A 24,909-nucleotide genomic window follows, 5' to 3' on the forward strand; every position below is an offset into this window, starting at 1 on the left:
GATCGGCTTGGACGCAGTAGACATTTCTATGGGATGGGGGCGGCGTCCGCCGACGCGAGACCTGATCACCATTGCGGCCCAGCTCGAACCGGGGACTGTCGCGCTGACCGGGACCGCCTCGCCGGTGACGTTCGCCGAACTCAACGGTCGGGTCGCGCCCACCGCATCGGTGTTCGCCTCGCGCGGCCTGGACACCGAGGCGGCGGTCAGCGCGATCGTCACCGCGTTGATCCCCAAGGACGGACTCGATCCGGCAGGTATCGCCGCGGCGATCCAGACCGCGATCGACGACATCCGCGAACGCGCCTACGCCGTCGCCGGCACCAGCGACTGGGGTTCCCTGCCCGGCATCTTCCGGTCGGCGGTGCATCGCTTCGGCGATCGCGTCGCGATCACCGACCTGTCAGGCGGTGCGCTGACCTATCGTGAGCTCGACGACCGCTCGGATGCCGTGGCCTCCGGGCTCCTCGCCTCCGGTGTCACCACGGGCAGCGTGGTCGGTCTGGCGACCCCGCGCACCGTCGACGTGATGGTCGCGATCCTCGGCATCCTCAAGGCCGGCGCCACCTACCTTCCGCTGGATACCTCGCATCCCGCCGATCGCCTCTCCTTCGTCGTCTCCGACGCCGATCCGGTGCTTGTCATCACCGACCACGACGGGCGCGAGGCGCTCGGCTTCCTCGATGTCGAACGTCGTACGGTCTCCGAACTCCTCGCCGACGCCGACGGGGCCACCGTGTCGCTGCCGAGCGCGATCGACGCGCGCGGCGCCGCCTACATGATCTTCACCTCAGGGTCCACCGGACGTCCCAAAGGCGTTGTCGTGGAGCATCGTAGCGTCGTGGCACTGATGGCGGCGGCCCAGCAGCACTATGCGTTCACCGAGCATGACGTGTGGACGATGTTCCACTCCTATGCGTTCGACGTGTCGGTGTTCGAGATGTGGGGACCGCTGCTGTTCGGTGGCCGCCTCGTCGTCGTCGACTTCCTGACGACCCGCAGCCCCGACGAGTTCGCCGAACTGCTCACGGCGGAGCAGGCCACCGTCGTCTCCCAGACCCCGTCGGCCTACTACCAGCTGGCCGCCGCGGTCCGTCCGGCCACCCGGAACCGACTGGCGGGCAGCGTCCGCTACATGGTCTTCGCCGGTGAGGCACTCGACTTCGCCCAGGTGCGGAGGTGGTACGAGGACCGTCTCGAAGCCGAAGGCGTGGTCGGGCCGGTGCTGGTGAACATGTACGGCATCACCGAGACCACCGTGCACTCCACCTTCCGTGCCCTCGATCCCGACTTCGTGGCCTCCGCCAAGGGATCCGACGTCGGCCACGGCCTGCCCGACCTGACGATCCACCTTCTCGACGACCGCCTGCGCCCCGTCCCGGATAGCGTACCGGGTGAGATCTACGTGAGCGGAACCCAGGTCACCCGTGGGTATCTGGGCCGCCCGGGGCTGTCGTCGGGCCGGTTCGTCGCGGATCCGTTCGCCGGTGACGGCCGCCGGATGTATCGCAGCGGCGATCTCGCGATCGCGCGCGAGGGAAGTCTGGAATACCTCGGCCGCGGCGACGCGCAGGTCAAATTGCGCGGCTTCCGCATCGAACTCGGCGAGGTCGAGACCGCTCTGCTCGCCACCCCCGGGGTCGATGCCGCGGCCACCGCGGTGAAACAGCGCGACGGCGGCGACGAACTGCTCGTGGGCTACGTCGTCCTCGCCGACGGCGCCGACGTCAGTCCGTCGGATGTCCGCATCGCTGCGGCAGGCGCACTGCCCGGCTACATGGTTCCCGACGTGGTCATGCTGATCGACGCACTGCCGTTGACGGTCAACGGCAAACTCGACCGCCGCGGACTGCCCGACCCCGAGATCGTCGGCGCCGCAGAGTATGTGGCCCCGAGCACGGAGACCGAGAAGATCCTCGCCGAGATCGTCGCGGACGTCCTGGGGATCGAACGGATCAGCGTGGCCGAGTCGGTCTTCGACCTCGGTGGCAACTCACTGGCGGCGGCCCGGATCGTCGGCCGCGCAGGGGAGACCTTCAACGTCGACCTCTCCGTGCGCGACGTGTTCGACGCGCCGACGGTGCGCGGACTGGCCGGGGTCATCGGTGGCCGCGGTGTCGGTGTCGCACCGGTCGTCGCGGTACCGATCCGTCCGGATCGGATTCCGCTGTCCTTCGCGCAGATGCGCATGTGGTTCATCAATCAGTTCGACACGGCCGCGTCGACCTACAACATCCCGGTCCTGCTGCGCCTCGCCGGTCCGGTGGATGTCGCGGCGCTGCGGTCGGCGCTGGCCGACGTCGTCGTCCGGCATGAGGTCCTGCGGACAGTGTTCCCGTCGGTCGACGGCTCCCCGGTGCAGGTCGTGTCTCCCACGGAAGATGTTGCTGAACAACTGGATTGGGACACAGTCGCGTCGGAGTCCGATTTCGCCACCGCCGTCACCGCCGGGTTCGACGTCACCGTCGAGTGGCCGGTCCGCGCCCGCCTGTGGCAGGTCGGTGCCGATGAGTACGTGTTCGGTCTCGTCGCCCACCACATCGCCGCCGACGGTGAGTCGATGACGCCGCTGGTGGCCGACATCGTCACGGCCTACGCGGCACGGGTCGCCGGGGCCGAACCCGAGTTCGCGCCCCTGGACGTGCAGTTCGCCGACTTCGCCATCTGGCAGCACCAGGTGCTCGGATCCGCCGATGAGCCCGGCTCGATCGTCGGCCGGCAGCTCGCGTACTGGTCGAAGCAGTTGGCCGGACTCCCTGACGTCCTGGAACTCCCCACCGACCGTGCACGGCCGGCAGTCGCCTCCCAGCGCGGTGCGGAGGTCACCTTCGAGATCCCGGCGTGGGTCGTCGACCGGATCGGCGTGGTCTCCCGTGAGCGCGGCGTCACCCCGTTCATGGTGGTGCACGCCGGCCTGTCCGTCCTGCTCTCCCGTCTGTCGGCGACCGACGACATCTCCGTGGGCACGCCTATCGCGGGTCGAGGTCAGCGCGTGCTGGATCCGCTGGTCGGCATGTTCGTCAACACCCTGGTCCTGCGGACCGGGGTCGATCCGGACATGACGTTCGACGACCTGCTGGACCAGGTGCGTGTCACCGACCTCGAGGCCTTCGCGCACGCCGACGTGCCGTTCGAGACGGTCGTCGAGCATCTCGATCCCGTGCGGTCCGAGGCGTTCGCGCCGCTCACCCAGGTGTTGCTGTCCTTCGACCAGTCGGTGCTCGCCGAGTTCTCCGGAGGCGGGGTGCTGGCCGAGGACGTCGCCGGTGTCCATGTGAGTTCCGTTGCCGTCGAGGAGATCCCGGCGAAAGTCGACCTGACGGTCGGTATCACGGATGCGGGCGACCGCTGGTCGGGTTCGCTCATCTTCGCCACCGACATCTTCGATGCGGCGACCGCCGAGCAAATGGCGGCCCAGCTGGTCCGGTTGCTCGACCAGTTGACGGCCGAGCCGGCCCGGCCGATCGGCGATGCGCACCTCCTCGACGACGAGGACGCGGCCGCCCTGTTGCCGGTGTCGGGCCGGCCCGGCGCCGCTGCGCGTCTGCTCGCCGATGTGTTCACCGATGTCGCCGCGGCCCATCCGGATCACGTCGCCGTCTCGGACGGCTCCGGAGCGGTTCTGTCCTACGCCGACCTGGACGTGCGGTCCAATCAGCTTGCGCGATGGCTGATCTCGCAGGGCATCGGGACCGAGTCGCTGGTCGCGCTGGCCATCGGACGGTCGGTCGACCTGCTCGTCGCCATGTGGGCGGTCGCCAAGGCCGGCGCCGGCTATCTGCCGATCGATCCCGACTACCCATCCGAGCGCATCGAGCACATGGTCACCGATTCCGGTGTGCGCGTGGGCCTCACCACGCGGTCACGGGTGTCGGCGCTGCCGACCGGGGTGGCCTGGAGCGCGGTGGAGGACGTGGCCTCGCCTGACGTCCTCGCGGGCTTCGACGGCGCGGCAGTGCGCGAGGACGACCTGCGCGTCCCGCGGCATCTCGACGCCACCGCATACGTGATCTACACATCCGGGTCGACCGGCACCCCCAAGGGCGTGTCGGTGACCTATCGCGGCATCCACAACTTCGCCGCCGCGGAGATCGACCGCTTCGGCGTCGACGAGAACGCGCGCGTGCTGGGCTTCGCGTCCCCGAGTTTCGACGCCTCGATCCTGGAGTGGCTCCTGGCGTCGGGCAGCGGCGCCGCCTTGGTCTACCGCCCGGAGGGCGTGCTCGGTGGGGACATGCTCGCGGACTTCGTGTGCGAACAGGAACTGACCCACGTCTTCCTCACCCCGACAGTGCTGGCCACCCTGGAGCCGTCGTCGATTCCCGATGTGCGCGTGCTGATCTCGGGCGGCGAGGCCGTCTCCCAGACGCTCGTCGACCGGTGGGCGCCCGCGCTGCGGTTCTTCAACGCCTACGGTCCCACCGAGGCCTCGGTGGCGGTCGCGATGAGCCACGCGCTGACACCCGGCACCGGGGTCCACATCGGCGGTCCGGTCGACGGAGTGGGGCTGCTCGTCCTCGACGCGCGCCTGCACCCGGTCCCGGTCGGCGTGCCCGGAGACCTCTACGCGGCCGGGGTCGCCCTGGCCCGTGGCTATCTCGATCGTCGCGGTCTGACGTCGGAACGGTTCGTCGCCGACCCGTACGGCGAGCCGGGCGCCCGGATGTATCGCACCGGGGACGTCGTGCGCTGGCGCCGCGCCGAATCCGGCGATCTCGTCCTCGAGTATGTGGGGCGCAGCGACGATCAGGTCAAGCTGCGCGGACTGCGCATCGAACTCGGCGAGATCGAGGCTGTACTGGAATCGCATTCTGCGGTGTCGTCGGCCGTGGTGATCGGTGTGGGTGGCTCGGTGGCCACCGCGCTCGCCGGATATGTGGTGGCCGACGCCTCGACCGACGTCACCGCGCTGCGCGACTTCGTCGCCGAGCGACTGCCGTCGCACATGGTCCCGGCCAGTCTGCAGGTCCTCGACGTCCTGCCGTTGACTCCGGCCGGCAAATTGGATCGCCGCGCGCTGCCCGCACCGGTGATCGAGACGGAGACAGCCGATCACGTCAATCCGACGTCGTCGACGGAGCTGACCCTCGCCCAGATCGTCGCGGGCGTCCTCGGCGTCGATCGGGTCAGCGTGACCGAGTCGTTCTTCGCCCTCGGCGGGGACTCGATCAGCTCGATCCAGCTCTCGTCGGCCGCACGCGCCGTCGGATTGTCGCTGACACCACGCGACATCTTCGAGCACAAGACCGTGCGCGCCATGGCCCAGGCCGTCTCCTCCGGTGGCGAGCGGCTCCCGCTGCTCGACGACCCGTCGGGCGGTACCGGCGAGGTCGCGATCTCGCCGGTGGTGTCGTGGATGCTCGAATCCTCGCATACGGCAGCCGATTTCGCCGACTTCTCCCAGGCGGTGGCGCTGATCGCGCCGGACGGCCTGACCACGGACGACCTCGCCGCGGTGCTCGGCGTCGTCGTCGATGCCCACCCGATGCTGTCGGCCCGGATCGCCGACGTCGACGGACACTGGGTGCTGACCGCCGGCGTGGGATCGCGCCCGGTGGTCCGTGAGGTCTCGACGGACGCGACCTCGGGGACCGTCGCGTTCACCGAGGCCGTCGCCTCGGCGCACGCGGATGCGCTGGCCCGTCTCGATCCGTCCGCCGGTGTGCTCGTGTCCGCGGTGATCGTCCGTGGCACCGATGCCGGACGCGTCGTGCTCGCCGTTCATCACCTCGGCGTGGACGCCGTCTCGTGGCCGATCTTGATCGAGGACGTCATCACGGTGTGGGGCCAGGTGCAGTCGGGGCAGGAACCCCGGGTGCGCCCGGAGGTCACCTCTGCGCAGGCATGGCACGGCGCGATCGCCGACCAGACGACACATCGCGACGGCGAGGTCGCCTACTGGGATGCGCGCCTGCCGGAGCCGACCGGCTTCGGAACACCGTTCGACCGCGTCCGCGACCGTTTCTCGACACTCGGCTCGGTCCGGCACCGGGTCAGGGCCGACATCACCGAGGCCCTGGTGACCGTCGTCCCCGAGGCATTCGGCGGGCATGTCGACGACGCGTTGCTCGCCGCTCTGGCGCGTGCCGTGCGATCGTGGCAACGGGCGAACGGGATCGCCGACGAGTCCCCGGTCGGCGTGCTCCTCGAGGGACACGGCCGATACGAGGAACTCGTCGCGTCCGGCCTGGATCCGCGCCGCGCGGACCTGTCGCGCACCGTCGGGTGGTTCACCACGATCGCACCGATGAACCTCGATCCGTCCGACGACGCCGTCCACGCCGTGAAGGCGGCGAAGGAGGAGCGGCTCGGCCGCCCGGACCGTGGTGCCGGCTTCGGCCTGCTACGCTTCGGCGGCGACGAGCGGTTGTCCGGACGGCCGCTGCCGTCGATCGGATTCAACTTCTTCGGCGCCGGTGGTCGTGCGGTCTCCGACGACGATCTCGTCGTGCCGTTCATGGTCGATCCGGACGCCCCTGCCCTCCCGGCGACCGTCTCGGGCGCGATGGCGGCGATGAACGTCCTCACCGTCAACGTCGGTACCCGACCGAGCGCCGCGGGCCGCGAACTGTCCGCGGACTTCCTCTTCGCCGAGGGCATCCTCACCGCCGAGGACGTCGAGGGCATCGCGGACCGGTGGTCGGCCGAGCTGGCCGCGATCGTCGACGTCGTCGCGCACGGTGTCGTCGGACCGTCCCCGTCCGATGTCCCGGGAACCGGTGTGACACAGGCGGATCTGGACCGGATTGCCGAGGAGGCGCCGGGCGCGGCGATCTGGCCGCTGTCCCCGCTGCAGAACGGCCTGTACCTGCAGTCCGCACTCGCCGGCACCGATGCCGTCGACGTCTACGTGAGCCAGGCGGTGCTGCGCCTGCGCGGTGACGTCGACGAGACGCGCCTGAGGTCGGCGGTCGATGCGCTCGTCGCACACCATCGGGTGCTGCGGTCGGGCTTCGTGCAAACCGAGAGCGGTGCAGTGGTCGCCGTGGTCCGCGATGACGTCGACGTGCCCTGGCACACGGTCGATCTGGGATCGGTGTCCGACGACGAGCGCCGTACGCGGGTCGAGGAGATCACCGCGGCACAGCGTGTCGAGCCGTTCGACCTGGCCGCACCCCCTCTGCTGCGCGTGGTCGTGGTGCGCGACGACGCCGGTGTGAGCGTCGTGATCACCAACCACCACATCCTCTTCGACGGGTGGTCCGGCCCGCTCGTCCTGGCCGACCTGCTCGCGCTGTACGCGTCCGGGGCCACCTACACCGCTCAGATCGCCACCGGAAGCGGCGATTTCGAGGACTACCTGCAGCACATCGCGACCGCCGACGACGCGGCCGGACTCGCCGCGTGGCGTGAGGTACTCGCCCCCGTGGAGGGTCCGACGCTGGTGGCACCGGGAGTCGAGGCGACGTTGGATGCGTTGCCGCGCAACCATGCCGTCGTCGTCGACGCGGAGCTGACCGCGGCGATCGACTCGCTCGCCCGTGCGGAGGGCGCGACCGTCGCGACCGTCCTGCAGTTCGCGTGGGCGGTGCTGGTGTCGCGGCTGACGGGCAATCGTGTCGTCACCTTCGGCGAGACGGTGTCCGGGCGACCGGCGGACCTCGAGGGTGTCGAGTCGATGGTGGGCCTGTTCATCAACACGCTGCCCGCCGTGGTGGACGTCGACCCAAAGTCCTCGGTCGCGGAGGTGCTACGTACCCTCCAGGCGGCGAAGGTGTCGGTCCTCGATCATCAGCACCTGGGCCTGCCCGACCTGATCGCGCTGACGAACGTCCCGAGTCTCTTCGACACGCTCACCGTGCACGAGTCCTATCCGGTCGACACCGACTCGCTCGCCACGACGGACGCCGCGCTCACCGGTGGTCTCGACATCGCCGAGGCGATCGTCAGCGACTCGACGCACTACCCGCTGAACATGATCACGTCGCCGATGGGCGACGAACTCTCGATCACGCTGAAATACCTGCCGGAGGCGTTCGCCGACGAGCAGATCCGGGTCTTCGCGGACGCGGTCGTCGAGATCCTGCGTGCCGCCGCATCGGCGCCGGAGACCCTCGTCGCCGACGTGCCGCTGCTCACCGCCGCCGCCGGTGCGGTGATCGCCGACCGCTCGGTCGGCGACGAGGTCGCCGTACCCGTCGGTTCCGTGCCGGACGCCGTTGCCGCACAGGTCCTCCGCACACCGGACGATGCCGCGGTGCGGTTCGAGGGCCGCACCCTGACCTACCGGGAGTTCGGCGCGCGGATCGCCACCGTGGCACGGGAACTCATCGCGGCCGGGGTCGCGCCGGGGGTCGCCGTGGGCGTGGCGATGGATCGCTCGGTCGAGCTGGTCGTCGCGATCCACGCCGTCGTCGCCGCCGGCGGCCAGTACGTGCCGATCGATCCGACCGTACCGGCCGATCGAGTGCAGTACATGGTCGAGACCGCGGATGTCGGTGTTGTGCTGGTCCGTTCGGATGTCGTGCCGTCGTCGGTCGCGAATCTCGGTACGGCCGTCCGGATCGTCGAGGTGGACACCTCGGGTGACGTGGATGAGTCGGTCGGCCCGGTGACCGATGCGGAACGTCTCGCGCCGCTGCGTCCGCAGGATGCCGTCTACACCCTGTTCACGTCCGGCTCGACAGGGAGGCCGAAGGGTGTGACGGTGTCGCACTCGTCGGTGGCGAACCGGCTGTGGTGGGGCCTCGATCAGTACCCGTGGTCGTCGGGCGATCGGGTGGTGCTCAAGACCCCGTTCACCTTCGACGTCTCGGTGCCGGAGCTGTTCGCGCCGGTGATGGCCGGTGCGACGATCGTCGTCGCACGCGCAGGCGGACACGCCGACCCGATGTACATCGCCGACCTCGTGGCGTCCGAACGTGCGACGTCGGTGCATTTCGTTCCGTCGATGCTCTCGGTGTTCCTGGATGTCGTCCCGGCGGGGAAGATCTCGGCGCTGGACTCGGTGCGCTGGCTGTTCTGTTCCGGTGAGGCGTTGCCTCCGTCGGTGGTCGCGCACGCCCACGACCTGTTGCCGCAAGCGTCCATCGTCAACCTGTTCGGGCCGACAGAGGCCGCGGTCGAGGTGGCCTACGTCGATGTGACCGAGGCGACCGACGTGGTACCGATCGGTGTCCCGGTGTGGAACACGTCGACCTTCGTGCTCGACGCCCGATTGCGGCTGGTGCCGCCGGGAGTGCCGGGTGAGCTCTATCTGGGTGGCGTGCAGGTGGCACGCGGCTACGCCTCGCGGCCTGGACTGACCGCCGAACGGTTCGTCGCGGATCCCTACGGTCCCGACGGGTCGCGGCTCTACCGGACCGGTGACCTCGTCCGCTGGGACACCTCCGGGTGGATCGAGTACCTCGGGCGGACCGACTTCCAGGTCAAGCTGCGCGGTCAGCGGATCGAGCTGGGTGAGATCGAGTCGGTCGTCGCCTCGGCGCCCGGTGTCGTGCATGCCGCCTGCACCGTGATCGAGACCCCCGGTGGGGGACAGCATCTGGTCGCGTACGTGTCGCCGTCCACGGTCGACGAGCAGGCCGTGCGCGTCGCCGTCGCGGAGGCGTTGCCGGAGTACATGCGTCCGTCGGTGTGGATGCTGCTCGACGACATCGCCCTCAACAGTGCCGGCAAGCTCGATCGGCGGGCGCTGCCCGCCCCGGTGTTCGAGACAGCGGAGTACGTCGCGCCGTCGACCGACGCGCAGGTGCGGGTGTCGACGGTGATCGCCGACGTGCTCGGTGTCGAACGTGTCAGCGTGACGGAATCGTTCTTCGACATCGGCGGGAACTCGCTGTCGGCGATGCGCGTGGCCGCGCGGGTCGGCGAGGAGTTCGGCGCCGACGTGTCGGTGCGGGACATCTTCGGGGCTCCCACCGTCCGCGAGCTCGCGGAAATCGTCGTCGGACGGGAGGCGGGACTGCCACCGTTGGTGGCGATCTCACCGCGACCGGCACCGATCCCGTTGTCGTTCGCGCAGACCCGCATGTGGTTCATCAACCGGTTCGAGCCAGGGACGGCGACCTACAACATCCCCGTCGTGCTGCGACTGAGCGGCCCGCTCGATGTCGACGCGCTGCGGCGGGCGGTCGTGGACACGGTCGTGCGGCACGAGGTGCTGCGCACGACCTTCCCCGCCGTCAACGGCGTGCCGGTGCAGGTGATCAGCCCGGCCGACGAGGTCGCCGACCGGATCGACTGGGCGGTCGTCGCCGAGCCGGGCGATCTGGAATCGGCGTTGACGACCGGATTCGACGTCACGGCGCAGTGGCCACTGCGGGTGCGTCTGCTGGGCGAGTCCGAGGGTGAGCACCTGCTCGCGGTGGTGGCGCATCACATCGCCTCCGACGGCGAGTCCATGTTGCCGCTCGTCACGGACATGGTGGCCGCCTACCAGGCGCGCGTGGCGGGCGATGAGCCGCAGTTCGCGCCGCTGACAGTGCAATTCGCCGACTACGCCCTGTGGCAGCACACCGCGCTCGGCTCGCCGGATGCGCCGGAGTCCGTGCTCGGCCGGCAGGTGTCCTACTGGCGGCAACAGCTCGCCGGTGTCCCGGACGTGCTCGAGCTCCCCGCCGACCGGGAGCGTCCGGCGGTCGCGTCGCACCAGGGTGCCCGTGTCCGGTTCGCCCTGCCGGCGGAGCTGGGCGAGCGCGTGGGCGCGGTGGCACAGCAGTTCGGGGTCACCCCGTTCATGGTGGTCCACGCCGGACTGTCGGTGCTCCTCGCACGTCTCTCGGCCACCGACGACATCACCATCGCCACCCCGATCGCGGGGCGCGGATCCGCCGCGCTCGATCCGCTCGTCGGCATGTTCGTCAACACCCTCGTGCTGCGGACGGGCGTGGCGCCGTCGACCAGTTTCGCCGAGCTGCTCGACGGCGTCCGGGTGACCGATCTCGATGCGTTCGCGCACGCGGACGTCCCGTTCGAGACGGTGGTCGAGGCGGTCAATCCGACCCGTTCGGAGGGTTTCGCACCGCTGGCGCAGGTCATGCTGTCGTTCGATCCGGCGGCATCCGCGGAGGACGCCGACATCGCGGTCGCCGGCCTGTCCGTCCGGTCGATCGAACCGTCGTGGGTCCCTGCGCAACTCGATCTGTCGGTGACGGTCAGCTCCGCGCCCGCCGGCCAGGACTGGGCGTGCTCGATCGTGTACGCCACCGATCTGTTCGACGAGTCCACGGTGGAGACGCTCTCCGAGCGCTTCGTCGCGCTCATGTCCGACCTGGTGACGAACCCGGCCGATCCGGTCGGGGACGCCGTCCTCATCTCCGACGCCGAACGGGGGGTCGTCGACGGGTGGTCGACCGGCGCCGTCGTCGAAGTGCCGGATGACCTGGTCCCGGATGCGATCATCGCGCAGGCGGCCCGGACGCCGGACGAGGCCGCGCTCGTGTACGAGGGCCGCGCGGTGTCCTACGCCGAGTTCGCCGCACGCATGTCCGCGCTGGCGACCGAGCTGATCGCCGCTGGTGTGGGACCCGGTGTGGCCGTGGCTGTCTCGCTGGACCGCTCGGTGGAGATGGTCCTCGCGGTCAATGCCGTCCTCGCCGCCGGTGCGCAGTACGTCCCGATCGATCCGGACACCCCGCTCGACCGCGTCGAGTACATGCTCGAGACCGCCGATGTCGACGTGGTGCTCATCGGCGCAGGCCGAGCCGCGGTGGCCGCCGGCGTTGACGGCGTCACGGTGATCGAGGTCGATGCCACCGCCACCGCCGATCTGTCGGTGCCGCCGGTGACCGATGCGACGCGCCGGACGCCGCTGCGGCTCGACGATGCCGCCTACACCCTGTTCACGTCGGGATCGACGGGACGGCCGAAGGGCGTCACCGTGACGCACCGGTCGCTGCTCAACCGGATGCGCTGGTGCGTCATCGAATTCGAGTGGGGCGTCGGCGAGCGCGTGGTGCTGAAGACCCCGGTCACCTTCGATGTGTCGGTGCCCGAACTGTTCGGTCCGCTGATGTCGGGTGCGGCCATGGTGATCGCCCGCGCCGGCGGTCACATGGAGCCCGACTACATCGCCGACCTGCTGGCGTCCGAGGGGGCGACGTCGGTGCACTTCGTGCCGTCGATGCTGTCGGTGTTCCTCGACGTCGTCCCGGCCGAGAAGCTGGCGCATCTCGACCGGTTGCGGTGGCTGCTGACCTCGGGCGAGGCCTTGCCGACCCCGGTGGCGGCGCGTACGCACGAGCTGTTGCCGCACACCCAGATCATCAACCTGTACGGACCGACCGAGGCGACGGTCGATGTGACCTCCGTCAACGTGACAGGTACCGACAAGGTCACCATCGGCACACCCGAGTGGAACACCACGACCTACGTGCTGGACGCTCGCTTGCGGCCGGTGCCGCCGGGAGTTCCCGGCGAGCTCTACCTCGGTGGCGTGCAGTTGGCCCGCGGCTACGCCTCGCGCCCCGGCCTCACGGCCGAACGATTCGTCGCGGACCCGTTCGGAGACGACGGCGACCGCCTGTATCGGACCGGAGACCTGGTGCGGTGGGACCACCGGGGTGAGATCGACTACCTGGGCCGCACGGACTTCCAGGTGAAACTCCGTGGTCAGCGCATCGAACTCGGCGAGATCGAGGCGGTCATCGCCTCCGCCCCCGGTGTCGTGCACGTGGCCTGCACGGTCGCCGACTCGCCGACCGGCGGTCAGCATCTCGTCGCGTATGTCGCTCCCGCGTCGATCGATGAGGGCGTCGTCAAGGCGGTCGTCGCCGACGCGTTGCCGGAGTACATGCGTCCGTCGGTGTGGATGCTGCTCGACGACATCGAGCTGAACAGCTCCGGCAAGCTCAACCGGAAGGCTTTGCCGGCCCCGGTGTTCGAGATCGGCGATTACGTGGCGCCGTCGTCGGACGACGAGTCCGCGGTCGCGGCGGTGATCGCCGACGTGTTGGGGCTCGGGCAGGTCAGCGTCATCGAGTCGTTCTTCGACATCGGTGGCAACTCGCTGTCGGCGATGCGGGTCGCGGCACGGGTCGCCGAGGCCCTCGGCGTCGACGTGTCGGTGCGCGATCTGTTCGAATCGCCCTCGGTGCGAGAGCTCGTCGCGGCGGTGGCCGGCCGTGGGCAGACGGTGGCGCCGCTGGTCGCCGGGCAACGGCCCGACCGGCTGCCGCTGTCGATGGCGCAGGCGCGGATGTGGTTCATCAACCGCTTCGATCCGGCCTCACCCGCCTACAACATCCCGATGGCGTTGCAGCTGACCGGTTCCCTCGATCTCGACGCCCTGGCCGGCGCGGTGGGTGACGTCGTCGCCCGTCACGAGGTGCTGCGCACCGTCTATCCGCTCGATGCCGACGGACCGAGCCAGCGCATCCTCGATGTCGCCGAGGCCCGTCGCGTTCTGGACTGGCAGGTGGTCGACGACGAGGCCGAACTCGCTGCGTCGGCGTCCCGTGGGTTCGACGTGACCGTCGACCTGCCGCTGCGCGGGCGGGTCCGTCGTTCGGGTGCCGACGTCTTTGACGTCGTGCTGACGGCGCATCACATCGCGTTCGACGGATCATCGACGGCCGTGTTCGTTCGGGACTTGTTGAGCGCGTACATGACCCGTGTCGACGCGGCGGCGCCGTCCGCCCCGTCTCTCGGCGTGCAGTACGCCGACTACGCACTCTGGCAGCAGGCGACGCTGGGTTCGGCCGACGATCCGTCCAGCCGCATGGCGGCGCAGCTCGGATACTGGCGGGAGCACCTGCGGTCGCTGCCGTCGGTGACCGACCTGCCGATGGACCGTCCGCGCCCGGCGGTCATGGAGACGCCCGCGGGGGTGGTGTCGACGCCGGTCGACGACTCGGTGGCCCGCCGTCTGGAGGACTTCGCCCGCACGCAGGGCGTCACCCCGTTCATGGCGTCCCATGCCGCCCTGGCCATCCTGGTCGCGCGACTCGCATCGACGACGGATGTCGTCATCGGCACCCCGATCGCCGGTCGGACCGATGCCGCGCTGGGTGATCTGGTCGGTATGTTCGTCAACACCCTCGTGCTGCGTACGCAGGTGGAACCGTCGATGTCGGTGACCGATCTCCTCGCCCGGGTCCGCAGCGAGGATCTCGAGGCGTTCGCTCATGCCGATGTGCAGTTCGAGGAGCTGATCGACGAACTCTCACCCACGCGGTCGACGGCGTTCCCGCCGCTCGCGCAGATCGCCTTCACCCATGTGGACGGCGATCCGGGGACCGCGGAGCTCGAGGCCGCCGGCCTCGTCGCGCAGCCGCTGGATCTACCCGACCAGGTCGCCAAATTCGAACTGTCCGTGGCGGTGACCGACCGCAGCGAGGCCGGACCGATGACCGTCGACTTCGTCTATGCCCGTTCGCTGTTCGACGAGACAACCGTGGAGGGCTTCGTCCGGGCGTGGCTGCGCGTCGTCGAGTCGATGGTGGCCGACCCGTCGGTGGCGGTCGGCGACATCGACCTGCTGACGTCGGAGGACACGGCCGAACTCGCGCCTGTCCGTGGAGTTCCCGGCCGACCGCCGAGTGTGCTGCGTGACATGTTCGCTGCGGTCGTGGATCGTCACGCCGAGGCGACGGCCGTCGTCGACGCGTCCGGCGTCGCTCTCACCTACGCCGAGCTCGACGCGCGGTCGAACCGCCTCGCCCGGTGGCTGATCTCGCAGGGTGTCGGGGCAGAATCGCTGGTGGCGCTGGCCATCGGCCGGTCCGCCGAGCTGTTGACCGCCATCTGGGCGGTCGCGAAGACGGGCGCCGGGTATCTGCCCGTCGATCCGGCCTACCCGGCGGAGCGAATCGCGCACATGCTCACCGATTCGGGTGTCCGGGTGGGCCTCACGACGCAGGCCCACCGGCGTGAGTTCGGTGCGGAGGTGGACTGGACCGTCGTCGACTCCGCCGGGTTCACGTCGCATCTCAGCGGTGTCGACGCCTCGCCCGTCCTCGATGACGAGCTGATCGGCGTTCCGTATCCCGATGCGGTCGCCTACGTGATCTACACGTCCGGGTCGACCGGTACACCGAAGGGTGTCCAGGTCACCGGGCGCGGCCTGGAGAACTTCGCCGTGACGGAGGTCGAGCGGTTCGCGGTCTCGCAGGAGTCGCGGGTGCTCGGATTCGCATCACCGAGTTTCGATGCGTCGCTGCTGGAATGGCTGATGGCGGTGCGGGCCGGGGCCACCCTGGTCTACCGTCCGCAGGACGCCCTCGGGGGCGAGCCGCTGTCGGCGTTCCTGCGCGAATCCCGCATCACCCACGCATTCCTCACACCCACCGTGCTGGCGACCCTCGAACCGGAATCACTGCCCGCCCTCGAGGTGCTCGCGTCCGGCGGTGAGGCCGTCCCCCCGTCGATGGTCGACCGGTGGGGCGCGCGGGTGGCCTTCCACGACATGTACGGCCCGACCGAGACGTCCATCGTCGTCGCCATGAGTGGAGCGCTGCGTCCGGGCACACCGCCGACGCTGGGTGCGCCGATCCCGGGAGTCGGTCTGTTGGTCCTGGATTCACGGCTTCAGGTGGTACCGGTCGGGGTGGCCGGCGAACTGTACGTGACCGGCGACGCCCTCGCGCGCGGCTATGTCCGTCGCGCGGGCCTGACGGCGGAGCGATTCGTCGCGGATCCGTTCGGCGACAACGGTGCCCGTCTGTACCGGACGGGCGATGTCGTCCGGTGGCGTCGCGGCGCGACCGGTGAACTGTCCCTGGAGTACGTGGGGCGCAGCGACGATCAGGTGAAGCTGCGCGGTCTGCGCATCGAGCTGGGTGAGATCGAGGCGGTGCTGGCCTCGCATCCGTCGGTGGAGTCGGCGGTCGTCGTCGGTGTCGGCGGGTCGGTCGCCACCGCGCTGGCCGGCTACGTCGTCCTGCGGGACGACGTCGAGCCCGGCACCCTGCGGACGTTCGTGGGGCAGCGGTTGCCGTCGCACATGGTGCCGGCGAGTATCGCCGTGCTGGAGTCACTTCCGTTGACCCCGGTCGGCAAACTGGACAAGCAGGCGCTCCCGGAACCGGTCGTCGACATCGCCGCCGAGTTCGTGGCCCCGGACACCGAGGCCGAGGAGTCTGTCGCCCGGGTGTTCGGCGAGGTCCTCGGCGTGGAGCAGGTCAGTGTCGTCGACAGCTTCTTCGAGGTCGGCGGCAACTCGTTGTCCGCGACGCGTGTCGCCGCCCGCGTGGGAGACGTGTTCGGTGTGGACGTGTCGGTTCGCGACGTGTTCGAGGCACCGTCGGTGCGGGCTCTCGCAGCGGCGGTGGCGGGCCGCGGAGCCGGCCTGGAACCGGTGACGGCGGTCGTGCCGCGACCGGACCGGACGCCGGTCTCGTTCGCGCAGTTGCGGATGTGGTTCATCAACCAGTTCGACCCGTCGGCCTCCACCTACAACGTCCCGGTGCTCCTGCGTCTCGACGGAGACCTCGATGTGGCCGCGCTGCGCGCCGCTCTCGTCGACGTCGTGGTGCGCCACGAGGTCCTGCGCACCACCTTCCCGGCGGTCGACGGGGTCCCGGTCCAGGTGATCGCCCCCGCCGCCGCGGTCGCGGAGACCCTGGACTGGGCCGAGGTCGAGTCGTCGGCCGGCCTCGAGGAGGCCGTGACCGCAGGATTCGACGTGACCGACCAGTGGCCGGTGCGCGCCCGCCTGTGGCGGGTCGCCGACGGTGAGTTCGTCGTCGCGATCGTCGCGCATCACATCGCCGCGGACGGCGAGTCCATGGCCCCGCTCGTCGCCGACCTCATGACCGCCTACGCCTCGCGGTCGGCCGGCAGCGAGCCGGCGTTCACGCCGCTCGAAGTCCAGTTCGCCGACTTCGCGCTCTGGCAACACCGGGTGCTGGGTTCGGCGGCAGACGCCGATTCGATAGTGGGACAGCAACTCTCGTACTGGTCGTCGGCGCTGCGCGGCCTGCCGGATGTGCTGGATCTGCCGAGCGATCGACCGCGACCGGTCGTCGCATCACAGCGCGGCGATCAGGTGGCGTTCGAGATCCCCACCGACGTCGTCGACGGGATCGCCGCCATCGCCGCCGCGCGCGGGGTCACCCCGTTCATGGTGGTGCACGCCGGTCTGTCGGTGCTGCTCGCCCGACTGTCGGCCACCGACGACATAGCGATCGGCACACCGATCGCGGGTCGCGGACGGCGCGAACTGGATGCCCTCGTGGGCATGTTCGTCAACACGCTGGTGCTTCGCGCCGGTGTCGACTTGGGAATGTCGTTCGCGGAGTTGCTCGATCAGGTGCGGGTGACCGATCTGGACGCGTTCGCCCACGCCGATGTCCCGTTCGAGACGTTGGTGGAACATCTGGATCCGGTGCGCTCGGAGGCGTTCGCGCCGCTGACCCAGATCCTGCTGACGTTCCATCAGTCGACGCTGCCCGAGTTCTCGACCGCGCTGGGGGAGTCGGCGTCGGGTGCGACGACCACCATCGGAGGGCTGTCGATCACGCCGGTCGAGGCACCCGAGACTCCGGCGAAGGTGGACCTCACCTTCGCCGTCGCCGGCGGGACCGACGGGCAGGCATGGCCGGCCCAGATCGTCTATGCCACCGATCTGTTCGACGGGGCGACGGTCACGGCGATGGCCCAGCGGTTCGTCCGGGTACTGGCCGCGCTCGTGGCCGATCCGACGACACCGGTCGGCGACGTCGAGTTGCTCTCCACGACGGAGTCGAGCGACCTGGCGGCGCTGCCCGCGCCGGTGACGGCGACCGCGCACACCGACCGCACACTGGTCGATCTGTTCTCCGCGACCGTCGCACGTCATGGCGACCGCACCGCGGTCACGGCCGAGGGGACGTCGCTGACCTACCGCGACGTCGACGTACGCTCGGATGCGGTGGCCGCGGCCCTGTATGCGCACGGCGTCCGTACGGGTGACCTGGTGGGCATCGCGACCGCGCGGTCGGTGGACCTCGCGGTGTCGATCCTCGCCGTCCTCAAGGCCGGCGCGGGCTACCTCCCTCTGGACACCACGAATCCGGCGGATCGGCTGGCGTTCATCGTGTCGGACGCGTCGGCCGGGGTCGTGATCACCGATGCCGCGACGGCGGGTCACGAACTCTTCGGCTCGTTGCCGGAGACCGTTGTCGCCGTCGACGTCGACGACCTGGCGACGACCGGTGCGAGTTCCGCAGTGCCCACACCGGGAGTGCGCCCGTCGTCACGGGCCTATGTGATCTACACGTCCGGGTCGACCGGGCTGCCGAAGGGTGTGGAGATCACCCATCGGGATGTGATCACACTGATGGACACCGCGGCAGGGGATTTCGACTTCCTCGAGACCGACGTGTGGACGATGTTCCACTCCTACGCCTTCGACTTCTCGGTGTGGGAGCTGTGGGGACCGTTCCTGTCGGGTGCCCGGCTGGTCATCGTCGATCGCGGTCTCGCCCGCGATCCCGACGCCTTCGTGGAGCTGTTGGCGGCCGAGGGTGTGACGGTCCTGAACCAGACACCGTCCGCCTTCTATCAGCTGATCGACGCGCGTCGACGCTCGACCGTCGAACTGCCGTTGCGCTACATCGTGTTCGGCGGTGAGGCGCTGGGCTTCGAGCAGGTACGTCGGTGGTTCGACGACCATCCCGACGACACGGCGCAGCTGGTCAACATGTACGGGATCACCGAGACGACCGTGCACGTCAGCTACCGCCCCCTCGACCGCGCACTCGTCGCGGGCGGCGAGGCCTCCCTGATCGGCCGTCCGCTGCACTCGCTGGCGATCCACATCCTCGACGACCGCCTGCATCCGGTGCCGCCGGGCGTTGTCGGCGAGATGTATGTGACGGGTGGACAGCTCGCGCAGGGCTACCTGGGACGTGCCGGACTCTCGTCGACCCGATTCGTCGCGAATCCGTTCGACCCGAACGGTGCACGGATGTACCGCACGGGTGACCTCGCCCGCCGTGTCGGCGACGACATCGAGTACCTGGGCCGCGGCGACTCCCAGGTCCAGTTGCGCGGCTTCCGGATCGAGTACGGCGAGATCGAGGCCGCGCTCCTCGGCGTGAACGGTGTCACCGCCGCCGCGGCGAACGTGGTCGAACTGCCCGGCCGCGGTGAGCAGCTCATCGGCTATGTCGTCGCCGAGGCCGGCGCCGAGATCGATGCCCAGGTCGTTCGGGACGCGACCGCCCGTGCCGTGCCCGGATACATGGTGCCCGGCCTGATCGTGTCGGTCGACCACCTGCCGCTGACGGCCAACGGCAAGCTCGACCGTCGGGCACTTCCGCTGCCCGACCTCGACGGCGGTGGTGACGACTATGTCGCGCCCGAGACCTCCACCGAGGAGACCCTCGCCCGGGTCGTCGCCGGAGTCCTCGGCCTTGACCGGGTCAGTGTGACCGAGTCGTTCTTCGCGCTCGGCGGCGACTCGATCCTCGCGATCCAGTTGTCGTCGGCGGCGCGGGCCGCCGGATTCGCGGTGTCGCCACGAGACATCTTCGAACACAAGACAGTTCGCGCGATGGCGATCGCGGTGTCGGCCGGAACCGACCGGCTGCCGCTGCTGCCTGAGCCGGCCGGCGACGACGTGACCATTCCGCCGGTGGCCGCGTGGATGCTCGAACTGTCCTCGGCGCCAGAGGATTTCGCGGACTTCTCTCAGTCGATGGTGTTGATGGCGCCGCCTGCGCTCGATCTGGCGACACTGACGACGGTGCTCGGCGCCGTCGTCGGGGCGCACCCGATCCTCTCCGCGCGGCTGACCGCGACGCCGGATGGCTGGGCGTACACGCTCGGCGACGGGGCGGGGTGCGTCGTCGGCGAGGTGACCACCGGCGCCGACGTCGGGAGCCCCGACTTCGACGAGACCCTGCGCACCGCCCATGCCGATGCGCTCGGCCGGCTGGACCCGGCCACCGGCGTGATCGTCTCCGCGGCGCTGGTCGTCGGCGGTGACGGTGCACGTGTGGTGCTCGCCGTCCACCACCTCGGCGTCGACGCGGTGTCGTGGCCGATCCTGATCGAGGACGTCATCACCGCGTGGGGCGCGGTGACGTCGGGTCAGGAGCCGGCCGTCCGGCGCGAGGTGACGTCGGCGCGGGCGTGGCATGCGGCGCTGGGTCAGCAGGCGACGGAACGCGACGACGAGGTGGCCTGGTGGCAGACCCGGGTGAACCGGGCGCCCACCGATTTCGGTGTGCCGTTCGATCCGCGACGGGATACGTTCGCGACGGTCGGTTCCGTACGGGTGCGCATCGACGCCGACGTCACCGAGGCGTTGCTGACGACGGTGCCGGACGCCTACGCGGGCCACGTCAACGACGCGCTGGTTGCGGCTCTCGCACGAGCGGTGCGGTCCTGGCAGCGTGATCGGGCCATCGCCGACGACGCGCCGGTCACGGTCCTGATGGAGGGCCACGGGCGCTACGAGGAGGTGGTGGCGCGCGGCGACGATCCGCACTCCGCGGACCTGTCGCGGACGGCGGGCTGGTTCACGACCATCGCACCGACGGCCCTCGATCCGGCCGATGACGTGGTGCGCGCGGTGAAGGCCGCGAAGGAGGAGCGGCTGGGTCAGCCGGACCGTGGCGTCGGATTCGGGCTCCTGCGCTTCGGCGGCGATGCCCGACTCGCCGGTACGTCGTTGCCGTCGATCGGGTTCAACTTCTTCGGCGCCGGCACCCGCTCGTCCGGCGAGGAGATCGTCGTGCCGTTCATGGCCGATCCGTCGGCTCCCGTTCTGCCGGCCACGGTCTCGGGTGCGATGACAGCGATGAACACACTCACCGTGAACGTCGGAACGCTGGCCGATCAGCACAGTCGCGAATTGTCGGCGGACTTCCTGTTCGTCCGGTCGGTGCTCTCCGACGACGACGCCGCCGACATCGCGTCGCGCTGGCGCGGCGAGCTGGCGGCGATCGTCGATCACCTGTCGACCGTCGGCGATCCCGGGCTCTCGCCATCGGATGTCCCGGGAACCGGGGTCACCCAGGCCGACCTCGACGCACTCGCCGAACGCTTCGGGAACTCGGACATCTGGCCGCTGTCGCCGTTGCAGAGGGGTCTGCACTTCGAATCGGAGCTGGCGTCGACCGTCACCGACGCATCGGTGGATGTCTATGTGGTCCAGTCGATCCTGGAACTCGGGGGCACCGTCGACCTCGATCGGCTGCACGGTGCGGCGCAGGCGTTGTTCGCGCATCACCGCGCGTTGCGCTCCGGCTTCGTCCGGACCGCTTCCGGTGCGGTGGTGGCGGTGGTACCGCCGTCGGTCCAGGTCCCGTGGGAGGTGCTCGACGCCGACGGCACCGACGAGGCGATCGCGGCGCGGGTGCAGGAGATCGCGGACATGCAGCGGCGCACGCCGTTCGACCTCGAACGTCCGCCGCTCATGCGCTTCGCCGTCGTACGGCACGGCGACACCGCGCATCTCGTGGTGACCAACCACCACATCCTCATCGACGGATGGTCCGGACCGCTGGTGCTCGCCGATCTGCTCGCGCTGTACGCGACCGGTCTCACCTACACCGGCCAGATCGGTTCCGGCGACGGTGATTTCGAGGACTACCTGCGACATCTCGCGGCCGCCGACGACACGGCCGGACGCGAGGCGTGGCGCGCGGTCCTGGCGCCGATCGAGGCGCCGACTCTCGTCGCGCCGGGTGCCGAGGCGACGGCGGACGCACTGCCGCAGGATCTCTCGGTCGTCCTCGATGCCGATCTGACGGCGCGCATCGAGGCCGTGGCCCGTGCCGAGGGTGCGACGGTGGCGACGGTGTTGCAGTTCGCGTGGGCCGTGTTGTTGTCGCGGCTCACCGGCAACCGAGTCGTCTCGTTCGCCGAGACCGTGTCCGGTCGACCGGCCGATCTCGACGGTGTCGAATCGATGGTGGGTCTGTTCATCAACACGCTGCCCGCGGTGATCGACGTCGACCCGGAGGCGCCGATCTCCACGGTGCTCGCACGCGTCCAGGAGACGAAGGTGTCGGTGCTCGATCATCAGCACCTCTCGCTGGCCGAACTGTCCGGACTCGCCGGTGGTTCCGGGATCGTCGGGCCGCTGTTCGACACCCTCACCGTGCACGAGTCGTATCCGGTGGACACCGATTCGTTGTCGACCACGGATGCGTCACTCACGGGTGGACTGGAGATCCTCGATTTCGAGGGCTCCGACGCCACCCACTATCCGCTGAACATGTCGACGTCACCGATTGCGGGAGAACGACTCTCGTTGACGGTGAAGTATCTGCCGAACGCATTCGACGCCGCGCAGGTCCAGGTGTTCATCGACGCGCTGGTGCAGATCCTGCGGACCGTCGCGGACGCGCCGGACACACTCACCGTCGACATCCCGTTGATCGGTGGGGAACAGGTCGAGAGTCTGACGTCGGTCTCGGGCGGACCGGGGACCGGGCCGATGCTGCTCACCGACATGTTCGGTGCGGCGGTGGCACGCCACCCGGATCGCGTCGCCGTCGTTGACGGCCACGACGCCTCGCTGACCTATCGGGACCTCGACGAGCGCTCGAATCGTCTGGCGCGCTGGCTGATCGGACGAGGGATCGGCGTCGAATCGCTGGTCGCCCTGGCCATCGGCCGGTCGGTCGACCTGCTCACCGCGATCTGGGCCGTCACCAAGACCGGCGCGGGATACGTGCCGATCGACCCCGACTATCCGGCCGAACGCGTCGCGAACATGGTCGAGGACTCCGGGGCGATCCTGGGGCTGACGGTTCGTACGTCGGACCTGCCGGGCCGCGACTTCGACTGGATCCACCTCGACGACGACGAGATCGGTGCGACCGTGGACGGCCTGCCCGGCGGCCCCATCGCGGACGGCGAGACCGCGGGGACGGTCCGCCCGGAGAACGTGGCATACGTGATCTACACGTCGGGATCGACCGGTCGGCCCAAGGGCGTCTCGGTGACCCACTCCGGTCTGGCGAACTTCGCAGCTCAGGAGACGGCCCGCCTCTCGGTGGCCGACGCACCGGTCGTCCTCGGCTTCGCCTCACCGAGCTTCGACGCGTCGGTCCTGGAGTATCTGCTGGCGACGGTCAACGGCGGCACTCTCGCCTACCGTCCGAGCGATGCGGTCGGAGGCCATGCGCTGCAACAGTTCATGCAGGAGCATCGGGTCACACACACGTTCCTCACGCCGACGGTGCTGTCGACCCTCGATCCGGCCGCCTTGCCGGATCTGGCCGCCCTGATGGCCGGCGGCGAAGCGGTGCCCCCGTCCCTGGTGGACGCGTGGTCGCCGCACGTGCCGATCCACAACCTGTACGGCCCCACCGAGACGACGATCGGCATCACGCTCAGCGCCCCCATGCGTGCGGGTGAGCCGGTCCGTCTCGGCCGACCGTTGGCCGGCGTCGAACTCCTCGTCCTCGACGGACGGTTGCGACCCGTGCCGGTGGGTGTGCCGGGCGAGCTGTACGCCGTGGGCGGCGCGTTGTCGCGCGGCTACCTCGATCGTCCGGGCCTGACCGCCGAACGATTCGTCGTCAACCCGTTCGGGGCGGCCGGGGAGCGGATGTACCGGACCGGTGACGTGGTGCGGTGGCGTCGGGACCGCGACGGTGAACTCGTGCTGGAGTATGCGGGCCGATCCGACGATCAGGTGAAACTGCGTGGTCTGCGGATCGAGCTCGGGGAGATCGAGGCGGTCCTGGCCGACCATCCGTCCGTCGAGTCGGCAGTCGTGATCGGGGTCGGGGGATCGGTGGCGACGGCCCTGGCCGGGTACGTGGTCGCCGAGGAGACCCTCGACGTCGGCGCGCTGCGCGACTTCGTCGGGCAGCGCCTGCCGGCGCACATGGTGCCGTCGAGCATCATGGTCCTGGACTCGCTCCCGCTGACGCCGGTCGGCAAGCTCGACAAGCGGGCGTTGCCGGAGGCGATCATCGACGCCGGTGTCGACGAGTATGTCGCCCCGGCGTCCGAGGTCGAGGCGGCCGTCGCCGCGGTGTTCGCCGACGTGCTGGAGGCCGAGCAGGTCGGCGTGACACAGAGCTTCTTCGATCTCGGCGGCAACTCGCTGTCGGCGACGCGGGTGCTGGCCGGATTGCGCGAGCGCGGCCACGACCTCGAGTTGGCCTGGCTGTTCAACGACCCCACGCCCCGCGGTCTGGCCGCCCGGATCGAAGGGGGTGGCAGCGGTTCCGGCGAGGTGCTGATCACGCTCAACGCGCAGGGCTCACAGCCACCGCTGTTCTGTGTCCACCCGGCCGGCGGTCTGGCGTGGTTCTACGGCGGCTTCGTGCCGTACCTCGCCGACCGGCCCGTGTACGGCCTGCAGGACCCGCACGTCGTCGCCGGCGAGCCGAGTGCCCGCAGCGTCGAGGAGATGGCCACCCGCTACCTGGAGGAGATCCGACGGGTCTCACCCCATGGGCCCTATCACCTGCTCGGGTGGTCGCTGGGAGGCTATGTCGCCTATGCGATCGCGACCGCGCTGCGCGCCGACGGCGAGGAGGTGGCGTTCCTCGGGGTGATGGACTCGTCGCCGGTGCCGGCGCAGACCGCCGAGACCGGCGCCGACGAACCGGTCGGCGTGCAGCTGGGCGGGGAGTACGTCGGGGACTTCCTCGGCGGATGGCGCGACCTGTTCGACCTCGACGACAGTGTCCACGCGGACAGCGCCGAAGAGGTCGCGGAGATCATCCGGCAGCAGATCGCCTCGATGGAGCTGCTCGACACCGAGCAGGTCCAGGGGGTGATGGACAGCTTTGCGATCGGCGAATCCCTCGTCGAGCAGTTCCGGCCCGCCCCCTACGACGGCTCGCTGCTGGTGTTCACCGCCACGAGGGACAAGGAGGACCCGAGCGCGGTCGCCCGCGGGTGGGAGCCCCACGTCGGTGGCACCGTCACGAACGTCGACGTGGACGCCGACCACCTCGGCCTCGCCAATGCCGAGGCGCTGCAGATCATCGGTCCGGAGTTGGACCGACGGCTGCGTTCGCGACCGGCCGGTCAGCATGACGAGAACTCACGATGAGAGAGGAGTGAAGG

At 69.8% G+C, this 24,909-nt stretch carries 1 protein-coding gene; it reads left to right on the forward strand.

Annotation, left to right across the window (positions count from 1 at the left end; genetic code table 11):
• The first annotated feature begins 7 nt into the window (after positions 1-7).
• Positions 8-24,895 carry a non-ribosomal peptide synthase/polyketide synthase gene (locus ACWDPV_RS18525; RefSeq protein ID WP_449744144.1) on the forward strand — a complete coding sequence of 8,296 codons (24,888 nt, stop codon included), beginning with the start codon at positions 8-10 and terminating at the stop codon, positions 24,893-24,895.
• Positions 24,896-24,909 lie beyond the last annotated feature (14 nt).

This window comes from Gordonia sp. NPDC003504 (assembly GCF_053587995.1).